This window comes from Pseudanabaena sp. BC1403, assembly GCF_002914585.1.
Taxonomy (GTDB): domain Bacteria; phylum Cyanobacteriota; class Cyanobacteriia; order Pseudanabaenales; family Pseudanabaenaceae; genus Pseudanabaena.
On record NZ_PDDM01000001.1, the window covers coordinates 12,902 to 30,318 of the forward strand.

General features: G+C 41.0%; 20 protein-coding genes. 5 read left to right on the forward strand and 15 right to left on the reverse strand.

The genetic code is table 11. From position 1 onward, the window contains the following. Positions 1 to 3: 3 nt before the first annotated feature. A complete protein-coding gene (locus CQ839_RS00090; RefSeq protein WP_103666252.1) occupies positions 4 to 660 on the forward strand; it encodes an HAD family phosphatase in 657 nt (218 codons plus the stop codon). A gap of 323 nt (positions 661 to 983) precedes the next feature. Here the strand turns inward: CQ839_RS00090 and CQ839_RS00095 are convergent, their stop codons facing one another. From CQ839_RS00095 to CQ839_RS00130, 8 genes are all read right to left on the reverse strand, one after another. Continuing rightward, positions 984 to 1,682 carry a hypothetical protein gene (locus CQ839_RS00095; protein WP_103666253.1) on the reverse strand — a complete coding sequence of 233 codons (699 nt, stop codon included), beginning with the start codon at positions 1,680 to 1,682 and terminating at the stop codon, positions 984 to 986. 528 nt (positions 1,683 to 2,210) lie between these two features. Continuing rightward, on the reverse strand, positions 2,211 to 2,867 hold the full coding sequence (locus CQ839_RS00100) for a class I SAM-dependent methyltransferase (protein WP_103666254.1): 657 nt from the start codon (positions 2,865 to 2,867) through the stop codon (positions 2,211 to 2,213). Between the two features lie 19 nt (positions 2,868 to 2,886). Beyond that, positions 2,887 to 3,501: a Uma2 family endonuclease gene (locus tag CQ839_RS00105; RefSeq protein ID WP_103666255.1), complete on the reverse strand. Its 615-nt coding sequence runs from the start codon at positions 3,499 to 3,501 to the stop codon at positions 2,887 to 2,889. 174 nt (positions 3,502 to 3,675) lie between these two features. Then, positions 3,676 to 4,221, reverse strand: a complete 546-nt coding sequence (locus tag CQ839_RS00110; RefSeq protein ID WP_103666256.1) for a DUF1269 domain-containing protein — start codon at positions 4,219 to 4,221, stop codon at positions 3,676 to 3,678. Between the two features lie 16 nt (positions 4,222 to 4,237). Continuing rightward, a complete protein-coding gene (locus CQ839_RS00115; protein WP_103666257.1) occupies positions 4,238 to 4,540 on the reverse strand; it encodes a hypothetical protein in 303 nt (100 codons plus the stop codon). A gap of 50 nt (positions 4,541 to 4,590) precedes the next feature. Beyond that, on the reverse strand, positions 4,591 to 4,872 hold the full coding sequence (locus CQ839_RS00120) for a 4a-hydroxytetrahydrobiopterin dehydratase (protein WP_103666258.1): 282 nt from the start codon (positions 4,870 to 4,872) through the stop codon (positions 4,591 to 4,593). Between the two features lie 110 nt (positions 4,873 to 4,982). Beyond that, the gene (locus CQ839_RS00125; protein ID WP_103666259.1) at positions 4,983 to 5,165 is read right to left on the reverse strand and encodes a CsbD family protein; all 183 of its coding nucleotides are present in this window, start codon (positions 5,163 to 5,165) and stop codon (positions 4,983 to 4,985) included. A 340-nt stretch (positions 5,166 to 5,505) separates the two neighbouring features. Beyond that, complete coding sequence (locus tag CQ839_RS00130) at positions 5,506 to 6,207, reverse strand: DUF1345 domain-containing protein (RefSeq protein ID WP_103666260.1); 702 nt, start codon at positions 6,205 to 6,207, stop codon at positions 5,506 to 5,508. A gap of 34 nt (positions 6,208 to 6,241) precedes the next feature. Between CQ839_RS00130 and CQ839_RS00135 the strand changes: the two genes are divergently transcribed. Continuing rightward, entirely contained in the window at positions 6,242 to 7,570 is a 1,329-nt protein-coding gene (locus tag CQ839_RS00135; RefSeq protein ID WP_103666261.1) for an MFS transporter, read from the forward strand. Positions 7,571 to 7,597: 27 nt separating this feature from the next. Here CQ839_RS00135 and CQ839_RS00140 read toward each other — a convergent pair whose 3' ends face one another. The 6 genes from CQ839_RS00140 to CQ839_RS00165 form a co-directional block, all read right to left on the reverse strand. Further along, a complete protein-coding gene (locus CQ839_RS00140; protein ID WP_103666262.1) occupies positions 7,598 to 7,867 on the reverse strand; it encodes a hypothetical protein in 270 nt (89 codons plus the stop codon). After that, positions 7,867 to 8,352, reverse strand: a complete 486-nt coding sequence (locus tag CQ839_RS00145) for a hypothetical protein (RefSeq protein WP_103666263.1) — start codon at positions 8,350 to 8,352, stop codon at positions 7,867 to 7,869. The genes CQ839_RS00140 and CQ839_RS00145 overlap by 1 nt, the downstream gene beginning before the upstream one ends. 201 nt (positions 8,353 to 8,553) lie before the next feature. Beyond that, positions 8,554 to 8,814, reverse strand: coding sequence for a DUF6335 family protein (locus CQ839_RS00150; RefSeq protein WP_103666264.1), 261 nt, complete (start codon positions 8,812 to 8,814; stop codon positions 8,554 to 8,556). A gap of 149 nt (positions 8,815 to 8,963) precedes the next feature. Continuing rightward, on the reverse strand, positions 8,964 to 9,635 hold the full coding sequence (locus CQ839_RS00155; protein WP_103666265.1) for a glutathione S-transferase: 672 nt from the start codon (positions 9,633 to 9,635) through the stop codon (positions 8,964 to 8,966). 10 nt (positions 9,636 to 9,645) lie between these two features. Continuing rightward, a complete protein-coding gene (locus CQ839_RS00160) occupies positions 9,646 to 9,993 on the reverse strand; it encodes a hypothetical protein (protein ID WP_103666266.1) in 348 nt (115 codons plus the stop codon). A gap of 61 nt (positions 9,994 to 10,054) precedes the next feature. Further along, the gene (locus CQ839_RS00165; protein ID WP_103666267.1) at positions 10,055 to 10,591 is read right to left on the reverse strand and encodes a Dps family protein; all 537 of its coding nucleotides are present in this window, start codon (positions 10,589 to 10,591) and stop codon (positions 10,055 to 10,057) included. A 570-nt stretch (positions 10,592 to 11,161) separates the two neighbouring features. Between CQ839_RS00165 and CQ839_RS00170 the strand changes: the two genes are divergently transcribed. After that, a complete protein-coding gene (locus CQ839_RS00170; protein ID WP_103666268.1) occupies positions 11,162 to 13,597 on the forward strand; it encodes a sucrose synthase in 2,436 nt (811 codons plus the stop codon). Position 13,598: 1 nt separating this feature from the next. Then, positions 13,599 to 16,505 carry a beta-phosphoglucomutase gene (gene pgmB / locus CQ839_RS00175; RefSeq protein ID WP_103666269.1) on the forward strand — a complete coding sequence of 969 codons (2,907 nt, stop codon included), beginning with the start codon at positions 13,599 to 13,601 and terminating at the stop codon, positions 16,503 to 16,505. 62 nt (positions 16,506 to 16,567) lie between these two features. Here pgmB and CQ839_RS25930 read toward each other — a convergent pair whose 3' ends face one another. Next, positions 16,568 to 16,858, reverse strand: a complete 291-nt coding sequence (locus CQ839_RS25930) for an ISAs1 family transposase (protein WP_146048680.1) — start codon at positions 16,856 to 16,858, stop codon at positions 16,568 to 16,570. Positions 16,859 to 17,007: 149 nt separating this feature from the next. On the opposite strand from CQ839_RS25930, the gene CQ839_RS00180 reads away from it, so the two are divergent. Continuing rightward, the gene (locus tag CQ839_RS00180) at positions 17,008 to 17,331 is read left to right on the forward strand and encodes a hypothetical protein (protein WP_103666270.1); all 324 of its coding nucleotides are present in this window, start codon (positions 17,008 to 17,010) and stop codon (positions 17,329 to 17,331) included. Positions 17,332 to 17,417 lie beyond the last annotated feature (86 nt).

Consider the following 17,417-nt stretch of genomic DNA (forward strand, 5'->3'; position numbering starts at 1 on the left):
CTTATGTCGAATTTGGAACTGGTAATTTTTGATTGTGATGGAGTTCTCGTTGATAGTGAAATCATCGTAAATCGTGTTTTTGCTGAGACTTTGACGGAAGCTGGTTTTGCGATTACCCATGAAGAAGTCACTCAAAAATTTGTAGGACTATCCTTTGCAACTTGTCTGGAGATGATTGAGCAAATCTTCGGTAGAACGGTTCCTACTGAATGGTTGGAATTATGCAAAGAAAGAGAAATCGCTGCTTTAAAACAAGAACTTCAAGCGACTATGGGAATTGCCGATGTATTAAAGGAGCTTAGCCTACCAAAGTGTGTTGCCTCCAATAGTAGTCCTCGACATATCCACTTAGTTTTAGGATTAGCAGGATTGTTAGATCATTTCAATGGAAAGTTATATAGCTGTCACCATGTCGATCGCCCTAAGCCTTTTCCTGATGTTTATCTCCATGCTGCTAGTCAGATGGGCTATGCGCCAGAGAATTGTGTGGTGATTGAGGATTCGGTAACGGGTGTAAAAGCGGGTCATGCCGCAGGGATGCGGGTGTTGGGTTACGCGCCAAGCGATCGCCACTCTTCCCATCATGAGGCGTTAATTGCCGCAGGTGCTAAGTTAGTTTTTGATGATATGCGTCAATTGCTAGATTTATTGGAGACTTAGAACTCATCAGTAGAACGTGCGATCGCTTCATATTCGTGAATTAGCGATAAGGAACATTGGTAGATCTTGTAGGTTGGGTTAAGGAACGCAACCCGACTATGAGAAATGATAACCTCTTTGTCGAGTTACTGCAATCTCTCTCTGACGAAGTGAGAACTCCGATTTTATTAGCGAGGAAATATTAAGGTAAGAAATAAAGGCAATGTTGGGTTTCGTCACCTCAACCCAGCCTACAAGATCAGCGATCGCACTTTTATAGATAGAAGAGATAATCACTGGTTAAAAAGAAATTAAAGAACTATTGACAAGGTAGGCGAGGTAGTCTAATCTTCCCAATCAATACTAAAATCCCTAATTGCTAACTCTTTTCTAAAATGACGTAAAGTGACAAGTAACATCGCCAAATAGTCCTCATATATTTCTCCCAAATTAAGAGCAAGAGTCACTTCTTTCTCTTGAAATATTGCTCCTTTAAGGCTTATGGTTGCATGATGCTCTTTCATCCAGTTTTGCCATTCAAGCAGTAAACTATCGTACAAATTTTTAGTCTTTTTGCCGATTTTTCTATAAAGTTTTATGCGAACTTCTATGTCGTTTGGGAAAGGATGATGTTTTACATCGATTCCGTTAATTCTACTGCTACCAAGTTTCATTAATTCATAAATTTTCCAGTAACTTTTTTGAACATTCAGTATCCTTATCTTCAAATCTATACATTGAAGTTTATATCCAAACTTATCAAAAGCCTCTGAACTAGAGTACATAGGATTAAGTAATTGTTCCCTTTCAACGCGCAAATCTCTAGCTCTTTGAGTAATCTCAGGATCGTTGCTAGCCTTCATCTGAACATCTATATTAAAAGTATGATACAATCTAAAAATTTCATCATAGAATTCATAGATCACGAAACCACATATACCTTCCAAAACATAAGGTACATTTGGATGATTCAATAAATCAGCAAGACTACTGATGTATTCTTTTTGCGTTATATAAACGGTTCTATATTCAAAATCGTTCATACTAAGCCTCTCGTTAATGTAAGTCCAGTTAAATAGTTACTTATTGCAACAGAAACCCCAGATAACACAGACGTTTGTGATAATGTCTAGCCAGCAAACACAGCAACCTACAAGATCAGCGAGCGCACTCATAGTTAGGTTAAGGAAAGCAACCCAACTATGAGAAATGATAACCTCATTGTCGAGTCACTGCAATCTCTCTCTGACGAAGTGAGAACTCCGATTTTATTAGCGAGGAAATATTAAGGTAAGAAATAAAGGCAATATTGGGTTTCGTTACCTCAACCCAACCTACAATATTGGAGATCGCACTAAATAGGTAGATTAGCTAGAATTTCTTAGGCACTATTCATTTAGAGCAATAAAGATACAAAAAGATACTTTTAGTTACATATATCAACGCGATCTTTTGGTTACACATCACGTTAAAAATAGAAGCAGAAAGAATCGGAAATACGAAAACCATGAAACTGTATATGGCGATCGCACTTAATGACAGCAAAAGGCGATCGCTTATTTTGTTGAGATCTAATGCTTTAAAGCAAGAGTCAAACCATCGGAGACAGGCAATAGCGATAGAGAAATTCGTTGATCTTGATGTAACTTCTCATTGAGGGCGCGAATTGCTAAAGTATCAGTATCTTGAAACTCTGGATCGATCACTCGTCCGTTCCACAAGACATTATCGATCGCAACTAAGCCACCTTTCCTCACCAACTGTAGCGATCGCTCGTAGTAGCCATCATAATTCTCTTTATCCGCATCAATGAAGGCAAAATCAAAGGTGTTTACTTGACCCTCGGCAAGTAAGCGATCGAGGGTCTGAATCGCAGGCGCGATATGCAAATCGATTTTATGAGCAACTTCTGCTTTTTGCCAATAGCGTCTGGCAATGCTGGTATATTCTTCGCTAACATCACAGGCAATTACTTTCCCATCTTCAGGTAATGCGAGAGCAACGGAAAGAGAACTATAACCCGTAAATACGCCCACCTCTAAGGTCTTCTTAGCCCCAATCAATTGAATCAATAAAGCCATTAACTGACCCTGCTCTGGAGCAATCTGCATATTGCCTCTAGCATGGTTCGCAGTTTCGTGACGTAGTTCCTTGAGGAGAGGATGCTCTCTTAAGGTAACAGACAAAAGATAGTTATGCAGGCGATCGTTTAAAGCGGTAAATTTCATAAGTTTGCTGGTAAAAATACTACAAAAGGCTTTCTAATTCTGGTATTGCGGATAATTCTACATCTTCATAAATTAGCGATAAGGAGCATTGAAAATTAATACTAGTTAACTCAAAAAAATCAGGATTAGCAGTTTCGGCAAAATCCTCTGGATAGCTAGTTAATTCCCATTTACCAGCATTCCCTCGACGATAAACATCAATGCTAATTTTCTCAGCATCAATCAAGACATACTCTAGCAAAGTAGGAAAACGGCGGTAGTATTTAAACTTATCTCCGCGATCGAAACCTGCTGTACTTGGTGATAAAACTTCTATAATCAGTTTTGGAAAGGAAATAACTTGACGCGATCGCCGATCTTGTTCATTACAAATGACTACCACATCAGGATAGAAATAGGCTTTTGCATTGCTAACTTGCACCTTAACATCAGCAACATTAATGCGGCAGCCTATCGCTTTTAAATGCCCTCGGAGTGCATTGTAAGCATTCAAAGCTATGTCGTTGTGAGCAATAGTTCCGCCAGCCATCGCATAAACTTCACCATCAATATATTCATGACGAACTTGTTGTTCTGCTTCCCATGTCAGATATTCTTCAGGTGAGAAGAACTGCTTTTGAAGATTAGCAATCATCAATTTTTTCCCGTAACCTCTTCTTAAAAATAGCACATTTACGATTTACGCAAACGACGGAAACGGAGTGGCAACTCATGAATTGCCACTCCGTTTTCTTTGAGAAATCCTAAAACAAGTATTTAAGCAAACATTTAAGAATTACTTCGATCTGCACAACATCAGAACCTAATGTTAGAACTTATCAAAAGTTATCCAATCTTGAATGTTTTCATTCTTCAGAATCAACGCAGCGCGATCAATTTCAGTATCAGTGCCCTCGATTGCTACTAAATAATTTCCTTGCGCCAAAAGATCGCTGTAATGTTTAGACTGTTCTTCGGAAATACCAGCGCCGATCGCACCTCCTAGCAATCCACCTGATAAAGCACCATAAAAGGCTCCCGTTGCCATTCCCACTAATAAGACTGCACCTCCGCCAGCGGGAAATGCTAGGGTTGAGAGTCCTGCAACGACACCACCGACAACGCTTCCCAAAGCACCAGCGTCTAAAGCGCCATGTCCGATTTGAGTGCTCGTGCGATCGCGTGCAAACTGTCTCTCAGACTGCACTACTGGCTCTATTAAACCTCCTATAGTTGTGTCTTCTGAATTAAGATGCTCAACAACTACCGAAACTTTATTCATTGGAAATTCAGACTCTCTAAGTTGCGAGATCGCAGACTCAAGAATTTGGCGATCGGGAAATATCCCAATCGCATTTTTATGTTTTAACGCCATACCAAATTCTCTCAATTTAAATAGGTTTAATATCCCATCCAGTTAGTTCATCAACAGAAAAAATCTGACCTACGGTAATTGCTTGCGTTCCTCTCTCTCTGATCTGCTCAATCTGCTTATTTCCGTAATCATTCACCTCAGTAATTCTAAAAACTACTTTATTGGAATTTTCGATTACTATTCCTTCAAAGGTGATGTTGGTATTTAGTCTCCCAATGGGATCGGGGCGATCGGGAGACTGAGGGAATTCAGATCCTTTATGGATCGTGCCAATAATTTTCCCATCCAGCTTAAATTTATCTTGGGTATGATTTTTCATGTTCTATTTAAGTCTAAATTATTTACGAATGGATAGAGATAGCTCATATACTATAGAGCGTCAATCTTTTTAGCTAGCTCAATATCTAGATTGCTAATTCCATCTACATCATGGGTAGCCAGATCGATTACAACACGATTGTAGACATTGAACAATTCAGGATGATGATCCATTTTATCGGCAGCAAAAGCAACCTTAGTCATAAAGGTAAAAGCATCAACAAAGCTATCAAACTTGAAAGCTCTATTTAACTTTCCATCAACCACTTTCCACTCAGGTAGTTTTGCGATCGCAGTTGTAATCTCGTTGTCTGTCAATTTTGCTTTAGGCATAGAAAACAATCAGGGTGTAATGGTTTTAAACTTAGAATTACGCAGAAATGTCTTGAGTTCCACATTTCATCGTAGTAGGGGCAATTCATGAATTGCCCCTACTCAACAAATTAGTCAACAGCTTTTTTGACTTTATCTTTGACATCTTCAGCAGCATTACGCACATTTGCCTCAACTTGTTTGGCATTGCCCTGCATCTGATCTTTTTTATTTCCAGTCAAATCACCGACTGTTTCTTGAACTTTGCCTTCAACATTTTTAGCAACAGCTTTAGCTCTATTTTCTAAACTCATGGTTTACTCCTTAATTTGAGAATATTTACTAGAGATGAATTAACAACTCTGGCTTATGGAGTTACTATGACAGGCGATCGATTGATTTCCTGATTGAATTGATTGAATATGATATAAACCTTTATCAAAAGATATCAGGTTAGTTTTTAACTATATCAAAGCCCAATAATTAATTGGCAGTGGAGAAGCTCCACCAATCAATTCTTGGGCTTTATGCCCAATTATACTGGGCGACATCTATAAGGAATAAACCTATTATTTGAAATTATGTTTGTACATTGTATAAATTGTATAATTTGTACTAAAACCCTACAAATCATTACAATAGAAAGCTAATAAATCACTGAATTAAGCCAGCAATAATGTTAATACTCATTGCTACAATAGCAGTGTTAAAGAAAAAAGAAATAATACCATGCAACAAAGATAATCTCCTTAGCGATCGCGAGGTAATCTGCACATCAGAAACTTGGCTAGTCATCCCAATTACAAACGAGAAATATAGAAAATCCCAATAGTCTGGCTCAATATCTTCAGGAAAATCTAGACCCCCTGCTTTAGTATCACAATATATTTGATGATCTTGATAATATTCGTGTGCATAGTGCATCGCAAAAATTGTGTGGACAAGTAACCATGAACCAATAATCGTAATCACCGCAAGAATTACATGAGGAATTACAATATTTATATCTTGCCCTTTGGCTTCTCTCAAAATAATCGCGATCGCTAATATACTGGCACAAGCCGCCGCCGTAATTAAGCTCAAAATCACCAGTCGTCCTTCATCTTGACTTTGAGCGTTGCGACGCATTGTTTTTGCTTTTGCTTGGATCATTAATATCCAAGTTGCTAATAAAAAACTAATCATTCCTGCATTCCATATACAGAGAATGCGTGTGGATAGGCTAAACCAATGAGGCAATAAAACTGCAACAATTACAGCAACGAGAATCGATAAAATCAGGCGCGATCGCACTCTCCATTGATGAGAAAGTTCATTTTTGACCAAAGTTTTTTGAGATTTTTTCAGTAAGGTCATTGTCAATCCAATTCATCCAATATCTAGGTTTATTTTGATCATCGAAACATATGCTGAAAAAGAAAAAGAAATAAAGGTATCCGTTCGTACTAGCCTCCGTGCATCAAGTATTGATGGCAGTTTATCAACAATTTTTAGTAATATCACAGGTGGTGTTTTACTTAGTAGTTTTTTGATAGATTTAGGTGCGAGTCCCTTTGAAATTGGGATGGTAGCTTCTTTGCCAATGTTAGCAAATCTCTTGCAGCCTTTAGGTGCATTATTATCTAACCGTTCTCATAGTCGTCATGACTATGGAATCTGGATTTTTTTGCCGTCGCGACTGCTTTGGTTAATTTTACTCATCGGTATTATTCTAAAAGGTACAGATGATAATCTTTCTAGTGAACTAGTCTATTTGACATTAACTTTGGTGATCACTTCCAATATTTTAGGGGCGATGGGAAGTGCTTCTTGGATGAGTTGGCTCGCAACATTAGTTCCCAAAAAATTGCGGGGGCGATACTATAGTGCGCGTAGCATCATTAGTAATGTTACAGGTTTACTCTGTTTACCGATCGCTAGTTTTATAATCTCTAATTGGCAAGGTGGGAGCATTACTGGATATGGTCTGGTACTGAGTGGGGGTATTGTCGCAGGTGTGGCAAGCCTGACCTGCCAACACTTTATGATTGATATTAATCCTCAAAAACATCGAACTGCTCTTCAAGTAGAATGTCAATCTGAACTGAAAAAGGAAGAAGAACATCATCAAGGAAATCTATTTAATAATCTCATCGCACCGTTTCAAGATCGCAATCTGATCACTTTTCTAGTCTATGTTGCTTTTTGGGGATTTGCTGTTAATCTCAGTACGCCATTTTTTAATCTCTATATGTTAGAGAATCTCGGTGTTGATATCACATGGGTAACTCTATTTAGTAGTCTCTCCAGTGGTGCAAATATGTTGATGCTATTGGTATGGGGAAGATTGAGCGATCGCTTTGGCAATCGTCCTCTCTTAATATTTGTGGGTATCGCGATCTCATTCACACCTTTATTTTGGTTGCTGACTGGTATATCTCAAGTGCGAGAACAATTATGGCTATATCTGAGTATCTTCCATCTATTTTTAGGAGGAACTTGGGCGGCGATTGATTTAGGGAATAATAATATCCAGATTGGTATTGCACCGCTAGAACATAATGCAACTTTTTTTGCGATCGTCTCTGCGATCGCAGGTATCAGTAGTGCCTTAGGCGCAACCTTAGGCGGTGGTTTGGCTCAATATGCCCATTATGAAGGGATTTTTGGTGTGTTTTTCATTTCCGCAATTCTTCGTTTATTTGCAGTTATTCCTTTACTATTTGTGCGTGAAAATTAGATGGCGATGCGATCGTCATCTAATTCACTAAATTTTCGAGGCAATTAAACTAACAAGGACTAAAATCCCTAATGCTCTGCGAAAGTAATTAACGCCTTGAAATAATTCTTCCCAAGCCCAAGTAAACAAAGAGCCAAAAGCTAGTACTTCCAATCCAATACTGATTTTACCTGTTGTAAAAATTAGCTTTAATAAACTAGCTACAATCCAAACGATGAGAGGTAAGTTTGGCATCTGCGCTAGAACAATTTTGCCTTCGTTGTCCCGAAACACTTTATTAAACAACGTATCTTCCATTAAACCGCTCGCTTTTTTGGTATTTCTACAAGTATAGAGATTACAAGAAAGCTTAGTCCGATGATCTTGAGCAAGGCATTAGCTGCATGGGCATATTCCCATTGATCGCGATACTGTATCCAAGTTGATGGAATGGGAGTGGTCAACCATTTAGCGAATTCCGCATTTATTGGCGCGATAAATATCATCCAACTCACAAATGCGATCGCTAAGAGCATTGCTCCCCCCAATGTCCAGTAGAATGTTGAACCATGCTTACGAACTAGAAATACGAGAATACTTGCAGTCAAAATAGCGGCAATTTCCAAGAATGCACCGACTGTACCAAACAACCGATAAATATTTTCAATAACTGTCACTCTGATCCAAAGTTGTTGGTCAAACTGCATTCTTTGCGGTAATTCTAGCAAATGTGTCATCGACAAACTAAGACTAAACGCAGCCAGCATCAGGGTGATGAATCGCCAAACTTGAATGAATCTCATTTTGTTTTGTCAGATATATAATTATTTGAGATTGCGATTTCTCGCGAAGCGAGTTTATAGATGCCGAGTTTCAATCGGAGTAGATTGCCTGTTGTTGTTAAGTCAATAACAACTACCTAATTTCACAGATGAAGCGCTGGATGAAAGGTTTTATAATAAATTTCAAGGATTAAATAAAGCCGAAACTGCGTTCAACCTGAATTAATTATCATCAGCCGATGCAGAATCTAATTCCCAGCGATCGCGATCGCGCTTTAGGAGCATTTCTTCGGTATCAATGGGAGTATTATCATCTACCACAATTCCCACCGCTTCCGCCAATTCTTCCGTGTCATTTTGACTAGGAACTGCGGTACTACCGCCAACGGCTTCATCGCCATTTACTTCAGCTCGATAGGCATCATTCTCAGCATCGTCGGCTGAATCTGCACCTGATAATAAATTTGATAGTTGGTCTTGCATATATATTCTCCTGTTGATTTAAATATTTATTTGCGATCGCTTCATTTGTTAATCGCTCTCTCAAAGTCCTACAGCTTACGATTAAGCTGGCAAATTCAGCCACAAGATTTTATTCATTCAAAAAATTGTTCATAGGCATATCCCAAACTTCAACTCAAAAGATCGTATTTACCACCACGCTCTAATGCTTTTTTGTACGCAGGACGGCTGTGGATGCGATTCAAGAATGTCATAAGTTTTGGGCGACTTGCGTTCAGTCCAGCCCTTGCTACTGCTGCCTCCAGTGGAAAACTGATTTGGATATCGGCTGCGGTAAATTCGTTCCCAGCAAACCATGTATTTCTTCCAATCTCTGCTTCCATATAATCTAAGTGCTGTGCAATCTGAGGTTCAATAAACGAGCTTTTGACGCGATTGGTGATTGACCGAGCAATCGGGCGCACAAAAAAGAGCATTGGACTCTTCTCGATTTGATCGAAGATAAGCTTAAGTAATAGCGGTGGCATAGCAGAACCTTCGGCGTAATGCAACCAGTAGGTGTAACGCAGATGTTCTGGTGTGTCTAGAGCAGGTCTCAAGCGTCCGTTGCCATAGCGATCGACTAGATACTCGATAATGGCTCCAGATTCGGCAAGAGTCAGTTCGCCATCAGTAATCACAGGTGATTTGCCGAGTGGATGGATCTTCCGTAGAGATGCGGGAGCCAACATAGTTTTGGGATCACGTTCGTAGCGCTTGATTTCGTATGGCAGTCCAAGTTCTTCTAGTAGCCAAAGCACCCGTTGGGAGCGAGAGTTATTTAAATGGTGAACGGTAATCATGAAACTTTTCTCATTTTGTTGAAGTAGTTTGACAGGTTACAACTCCTTCTTTTTGAGTGTTTGCATCAGGGTTGCTACCCATCGCCCGAACCTTCATACTCGGCTGATAGCCTGGATAGCAACGCATTAAAACCGTATCACCATCACGAGTTATATACATCACACTAATCGGTTTGCCTCCCAAAATAGCGGTTTCTAGATAAGGAGCAGTGGCAGCAGTGGCAATCAATTCAGGCTGAGGTGTAGTTACTGAATCGGACAGAATAGAATTCGCTCCTAGAGGTTGTAAATAGAGCATTAAGAATGTTGTAGCGATCGCCAATATTGCCACAAATAACTTAGAAGATCGTTTAAACATTATCTAACCTTTTTTTGTAAATCAAAAAAGTCGAGAAGTGGCGCAAAGCGCCACTTCTCGATTATACTCCTACCATTTTCTTATTCATCTCTGGTTTTGTACCATTGGATTCCACAGCTTCGCCTTCAATGAAAGAGCGTAGCATCCACGCAGTTTGTTCATGCTGCTCCATCAAACCAGTGAGAAAGTCGGCGGTTCCGTCATCTTTAAACTTGTTGCTACTTTGCTCAATATGATCACGCAAATTTCGCACAATCTGTTCATGATCCTCTAGCAATTGTGACACCATACCCGTTGCGGTGGGAACCTTGCCAGCATGTTCTTTGAGAGAACAGATTTTCAGAAATCCTTCCATCGTTCCGACTGGATAGCCGCCCAATGTCCTGACTCGTTCAGCGATCGCATCAACATTGATTGTAAGCGCTTCATAGTGCTCTTGCCATAGTTTATGCAAGGTCATGAATTGTGGCCCAACTACATCCCAATGATATTTTTTGGTTTTGACAAGCAGCAAATAGCTGTCCGACAAATCTTGATTGAGTAAATCGATTACGCCTTGGCGTTGTGTGTCGGTTAAGCCAATATTGATTGCCTTCATGGTTTAAGTCTCCTTAAATTATTTGTAGTTTTAGAAAATCAAACTCAGCCTTTGGTGTATTAGCTTAGAAACCATTTAAGAATTGATCTAGATCCCCCCCAGCCCCCCTTAAAAAGGGGGGAGAATTTAATACCTCCCCCTTTTTAAGGGGGATTGAGGGGGATCTCTTGGAGCTTTTGACCGCAGAAAGTAATTCTTAAATGGTTTCTTATATAAGGCTTACTCCAAAATTCAAAAATGTATTTAGCATCTCGATTTCCAATAGGATTACATATGTATGATGGAGATAGTGTTGCAGAACGTCTTAGAACGTATACTTTGCATGAGTAATCCTCAAATATTGACCTAAAGAGATAGATATATTTGAAGGACTAACCTCTTTAGGGCGCTATCAAATTCTGCGCAAGTCCTAAATTTGAGGAAATGTATAGGCATTGTATGAGTTGAATGACTTGTATCACAACGTCTTAAAGCTTTACGAACCTGCATGAATATTTTCCCGTCGCCCACGAAAAGAGAGCTACAGTAGAGAAACTAAGTTAGAGCGATCGCCAATTATGGAATTAGGATATGCATAAACTAATCCAAGCAATTTTAGATAGCGACGAGAGAAATACTCTACAGCAGCTAGTTGCAAATTTACGCGGCACTGGAAAACGCTATTTCCTACGGAATGAGATTCTCCAATCATTTACGGAGCTTTGCGAACAATTACCACAGCCCATTCAAACCTATCACAGTTCTTCTTTAAGGCAGTTGATCAACTACATCCACGAACTAATTTTAGATGAGAAATTAGATAACAACTTAAATGAGAAGAGTGTTTGGTTAGTTCTTCGTGCTTGGATTGGCAGCCAACAAGTGTGGAAGCTAACCGCAGATCTCACCAAAGAGACCCAGATGGACATTCACGAACTCCTAAATCTGCGCGATCGCCAAGTTGATCGAGAACAGCCGCATATTCTCAATATTGACTTTAAACCTTTCTATCAAGGCTCTCCACGCATTAGCGATCCGCGAAATATGGGGCAGGGACTAACGTTTCTTAGCAACTACCTATGCAACAAGCTCATGAGCGCTTTCCCACACTGGTTAGAGGCGCTGTTTATGGCTCTGCATATACTTGAGCATGACAGAATGCAGCTACTGATCAATACTCAAATTGAGTCAGGGATCGAACTAGCAAAACAGGTAAAGCTCGCGCTCAAGCTTTTAAGTGAGGAGGCTGCCGATCTTCCCTATGCAAAAGTTCATCTCGATCTCCAAGCCCTTGGCTTTGAACCAGGGTGGGGAAATACAGTTGGGCGTGCCCGCGAAACGATGGAACTACTCAATCATTTACTTGAAGATCCCGAACCTGCGATTTTGGATGCCTTTGTATCACGAGTTCCTGCAATTTTTCGCGTAGTATCTATCTCTATTCATGGCTGGATAGGTCAAGAGAGTACCTTGGGACTACCAGAAACCCGCAGCCAAGCTGCCTATGTGCTGGAGCAAGCCCGCAGTATCGAGAAACAACTGCATATGAATATTCAACAAGCGGGACTGGACTTGTTAGATATTCATCCTCAAGTGATCGTTCTCACGCGCCTAATTCCGCATTGCATGGGAACACAATGCGATCTTACTTGGGAAAAGATTGAAGGCACTGACAATGCTTGGTTTCTGCGCGTACCCTTTCAAAAATTCAATCCAGCCATAACCGATAATTGGATTCCCAAGTCTGAGATTTGGCCCTATCTTGAAAGTTTTGCGGTGGATGCAGAAAGGGAACTAATTGACAAACTAGGCGGCAAACCAAATTTAATCATTGGTCACTACAGCGATGGAAATTTGGTCGCAGCGCTATTAGCTAATCGTCTCAACGCCATCCATTGCCAAATTGCCCATTCCCTAGAAAAACCGAAGCATCTATTCAGTAACCTTTATTGGCAGGATTTAGATTCCCAGTATCATTTTTCATCCCAATTTACGGCTGAGCTAATTGGCATGAATGCGGCTGACTTCATCATCACCTCATCCTATCAAGAAATTATGGGAACCCCAGAAAGTGTAGGTCAGTATGATTCCTATCAATGCTTTACGATGCCAAATTTGTATCATGTCACTAATGGTATTGACCTGTTCAGCCCCAGATTCAATCGCGTACCGCCTGGAGTGAATGAGCAAATATTCTTTCCTTATGATCAAATCGAAAATCGCGATCTCGAACAGCGTACCCGCATTCAATCGTTACTCTTTAATCAGGAAAACGCGCATATTTTGGGTCATCTGTCCCAACCAGATCTACGCCCAATCCTTGCTGTGGCAACGATCGCTACGATTAAAAATCTAACTGGCCTAGTAGAGTGTTTTGGGCGTAGTCCAGAGTTGCAGAAAGAATGCAACTTAATTTTAGTTACGGATGCCTTAGAAGTTGCCGATGTCACCAACTCCGATGCCGCCAATGAACTAGCTAAACTGCATAGTCTGATTTATCAATACAATTTGCATGGGAATATTCGCTGGTTAGGTGTACGTTTTTCCAATAGCGATATCGGAGAAGTTTATCGGGCGATCGCCGATCGCCAAGGAGTCTTCGTACATTTTGCTAAGTTTGAGTCTTTTGGGCGCACCATTCTTGAAGCGATGGTTTCTGGGTTACCCACCTTTGCTACTGAATTTGGCGGCTCCTTAGAAATTATTCAAGATGGCATCAATGGCTTTCATATCAACCCCATCGATTTAGATGGAACAGCCAAAAAGATTTTACAATTTCTCAGTCAATGTCAAAGCGATCGCGAATACTGGTCTCAGCTTTCTACTCTCGCTATTCAACGCATTCAAGAGCAATATAACTGGCAACATCATACCCAAAAGCTCCTACTGCTAGCGAAGATTTACAGCTTTTGGGACTGTATCTACTCAGACAACCGTGAAGCACGGCAACGTTATTTAGAAGCCCTCTTCTATTTGCTCTATAAACCCAGAGCCGAGCAGATTTTAGCAGAACATATGCGGCGATAAAATGAAAACTCCAAGCTCCCCTGATTTGATTTATGCAGATTTGATTTATACAGATTGGACTTTGACCGAATCTCAATTCGATCCCGAACAATTGCATTCTAGAGAAACCGTATTTACCATTGGCAATGGGTATTTGGGGACGCGAGGCAGCTTTGAGGAGGGCTATCCCCATGCTGTGCCAACTACCTTGGTGCATGGAGTCTATGATGATGTGCCTGTGGTTTATACGGAACTAGTTAATTGTCCTGATTGGCTCTCATTGCAAGTGATTGTGAATGGTGAGCGATTTCGGCTCGATCGCGGCGAAATTATCAGTTATGAACGTCAGCTTGACTTGCGTTGTGGGTTGCTGACGCGATCGCTACGTTGGCGTAGCCCCAAGGGAAATACCATAGACTTACGGTTTGAAAGATTTGCTAGCTTTGCCGATCCTCAAGTATTGGGCTTGTGCTGCCAAATTACAGCCATTGATTTTAAGGGAAAGATTGAGGTGCAAGCCAGTATCAATGGCTATTCTGACAATCAGGGTTTTAATCATTGGGAGCAATTAGATCAAGGCAAAATTGAAAAGGAAAGCGATCGCCCATCCGATAGCGAAGGAATTTGGCTACAGGTACGGACTCGTGGTTCGCGAATTGAACTGGGTATGGCGGCAAAGCTTACCGTGATTGATGTCGAGGCAAATTTGCAAATGACAAATACCCCAGGATATCCCACAGCGATCGCTACTTTTAATGTCGTCAAGGGACAAACCATCAACATTGAGAAGCTCGTGACCCTGTTTACATCGCAGGAAACAGAGCATCCCGTTCAAGCAGCTCAAGATAAATTGGCAGGACTTCCATCCTATGCAACTCTCCTAGAATCACATCGGCAAGCATGGGTCTCGATTTGGGAACATAGTGACATCCAGATTGGTGGCAATGTCCAGGCACAGTTAGCAGTTCGCTATAACCTATTCCAACTGTTGATCGCCGCATCTCCCCATAACGATCGCGTCAGCATTCCTGCGAAAACCCTATCAGGACTAGGCTATCGAGGTCACATTTTTTGGGATACAGAAATTTTTATTCTGCCATTTTTTACCTTCACTCAACCCGCGAGCGCCCGCAATTTGTTAACCTATCGCTATCGTACCCTCAATGGCGCAAGACGTAAGGCATCTGATAGTGGCTATAAAGGCGCGATGTTTTCTTGGGAAAGCGCGGCAACAGGTGATGAAGTAACCCCTCTTTGGTCTATGCCCAACGATCCCTATGCCAAAGCCGTAAGAATCTGGTGTCGCGATCGCGAAATTCATATTAGCGCCGACATTGTGTATGCTGTCTGGCAATATTGGCAAGCTACGGGTGACGCTATCTGGCTGAGAGATTATGGAGCGGAAATCATTCTCGATACGGCAATATTTTGGATGAGCCGATTGGAATGGAATGCCAATCTTGAACGCTATGAAATCTGTGGAGTAATCGGAGCCGATGAATACCACGAGCAGGTGAATAACAATACTTTTACCAATAGAATGGTGCAGTGGCATTTAGAAAAGGCGGTAGCAGTCCATGATTGGTTACAGCAGGAATTTCCTGATCATGCTACTGACTTATTTCAAAAGCTACAACTTACATCAGATCAATCACTGAAATGGAAAGAAGCGATCACCCAAATCTATATTTCCTATAATCAAGAAACAGCAGTAATTGAACAATGTGATGGATTCTTTCAACTTAAAGATATTGATTTAAGCACCTACGAACCTCGCGATCGCTCAATCCAAGCAGTTCTTGGCATGGACGCAACTAACGAGAGCCAAGTCCTCAAGCAACCTGATGTGTTGATGCTCCTCTACCTGATGCGTGACGAATTCAGCGATCGCCATGACTCGCTGCAAAAGAATTGGAACTACTATGCTCCTCGCACTGACAGCACCTATGGCTCATCCCTTACTTCCGCCATTCACGCGATCGTTGCCGCTAATGTAGGTTCCGCATCCGAGGCATATCATCACTTTTTACGAGCCGCCATGGTCGATCTCGAAGATAATCGCGGTAATACCCCAGATGGCATTCATGCGGCTTCCGCAGGTGGTGTCTGGCAAGCTGTAGTTTTTGGATTTGGCGGTATTCAACTGAAGGATAATAAACCTGTGGCAAATCCGCACCTTCCTGTCTCTTGGACTTATCTCAAATTTAAACTGCAATGGCATAACACTTGGTATAGTTTCGATTTAGCATCCACACTTGGTCAAGCACCTGACATTCAAGGTTTCATCTTCGATCTTGATGGAGTTTTGACAGACACTGCCGAATTCCACTATCGGGCTTGGCAGAAACTAGCTGACGAAGAAAAGCTCCCCTTCGATCGCAAGGCAAATGAAGCCCTGCGTGGGGTGGCAAGAAGAGAATCGCTGATGCTGATTGTCGGCGATCGCCATTATTCCGAAGCGGCTCTCCAAGAAATGATGGATCGCAAAAATCGCTACTATGTGGAATCAATCGAAGATACTACTCCCCAAGATGTTTTGTCAGGAGTAATTGAACTATTAAAAGAACTCAGACAATTGGGAATAAAAATTGCGATCGCCTCCGCCAGTAAGAATGCTCGACCCGTAATCGCTAAGTTAGGCATAGCCGATCTAGTGGATGCGATCGCGGATGGCTATAGTGTGGAAAAGCCCAAGCCAGCCCCCGATCTATTTCTCTTTGCTGCTAATCAGATCGGCATTCCTCCTACTAAATGCGTTGTCGTGGAAGATGCGCCTGCGGGAGTTGCGGCAGCGATCGCCGCAGGCATGTGGGCGATCGGGCTTGCGCCTAAAGAACATAGCGATCGGTTTAATGGGACTGCTCATATTGTTCTTCCAAATTTGACAGGTATCCACTTGAGCGATATACAAGCTAAATTAGGCAAATAAGCCCCAAATATTGCACCACCCGCGTAGCGGCAGGGCTATTTCAAGAAATAGGTAGAGAGACTTTAAGCAATTAAAGATAACATTGCGGGTAAATTATGGGCAAAATAGTCAATAGCGCCTTTAATTGACTCAAAGCCATTATTTCTAAATATAGAAAGTACCCAAGTTCTAATAATCGAGAGGTTAATTGGTGTTTTACCTGCTCTTTGCTTATTCTCATCTTCATTGAAAATGACATCTTTTACCCAATGTAAGCGATTTTCAATATGCCAATGCTGTCTAATTACTTTGGCAAGCCTTGTCGAACTAGGAGGAAGAGAACTGATGTAGTAGCTTAGAGTGCTGAAGTCAATACCATCTCATTTCTAGGCGATCGCGGCGATCAATTGTGTATTTTGCTGTATTGCGATCGCTGATTGATGTTTGTTTCATCAGTCTCAAGATTTAAGATTCTAGGGTTGCACCATTAGTTAATGCTAGTGAAGGAACTTGTCTAGAGAATGTGCCGAAGAATATCTGTGAAAACTCTCTCAGAGTCATTAGAATCGATGAAGGTGGAGCAGAGATTCTTAAACAGCCAAATTACCATGCTGATGATCGTGGTACTGAGATCATTAAACTTATTCCTTTTGGTACTGAAGTTCTTTTTCAAGTCTCTGATAGAATCGACCACTTGTCAAAAATTAGTCTAGCAGGAGGATTGACAAGATGGGTGAAGACTAAAGATTCAAGAGCAAGTTTCGATGGCAATTTAGCGTTTAATTGTAAGATGTGTGTCAAAACATTAGAAGGCTCAAACTTGAATATTCGTCAATCCCCTAGTTAGTCTTCCCCAAAAATTGGCTCTTTACAAACAGATACTATTATTACCTACAAAGGATTTGAAGGTAATTGAACTAAGATAGTTGATGA